The sequence below is a fragment of the Streptomyces sp. URMC 126 genome, from assembly GCF_051386555.1.
GTDB lineage: Bacteria > Actinomycetota > Actinomycetes > Streptomycetales > Streptomycetaceae > Streptomyces.
This window is the reverse complement of record NZ_JBPQTX010000715.1, coordinates 1-345: the sequence shown is the minus strand read 5'-3', so window position 1 is coordinate 345 and position 345 is coordinate 1. Positions and strand designations below refer to the sequence as shown.

Genomic DNA, 345 nt, shown 5'->3' with positions numbered 1-345 from the left:
AGGCTTAGTGGAGCAATCAATGCAGGCGTCAGTAGCTCGCGACTTTCCTTGAAGTCTGTGGCTAGAACATTGCGCAACATGCTCGAATCGAGGTAGATATGAAAGCTGCGCATGTAATGTGTTGCGAGGGCAGAGGCAACAAAAAGCACCGCAAGTAAAACCTTGGCATTCCAGCGCCACACAACCAAACTCAACAGCAGACTGTGAATTCCCACCAGAAACAGCAGTACGGATGTACCCATGCGTAAGCTGGACTGGACGCCTAAGGCGCTACTCCAAAATAGACCATTGCAGGCTAGTGCAAAGAAAATACTGGTCATCAAGATCAGCCACTCGACGCTGCAT

The 345-nt window shown here is 49.9% G+C and carries 1 protein-coding gene; it reads right to left on the bottom strand.

The genetic code is table 11. The features are described from left to right. A partial coding sequence (locus ACSNOK_RS33595) for a phosphoethanolamine transferase domain-containing protein (RefSeq protein WP_436784555.1) occupies nucleotides 1-242 on the bottom strand: 242 nt, incomplete at its 3' end. Nucleotides 243-345 lie beyond the last annotated feature (103 nt).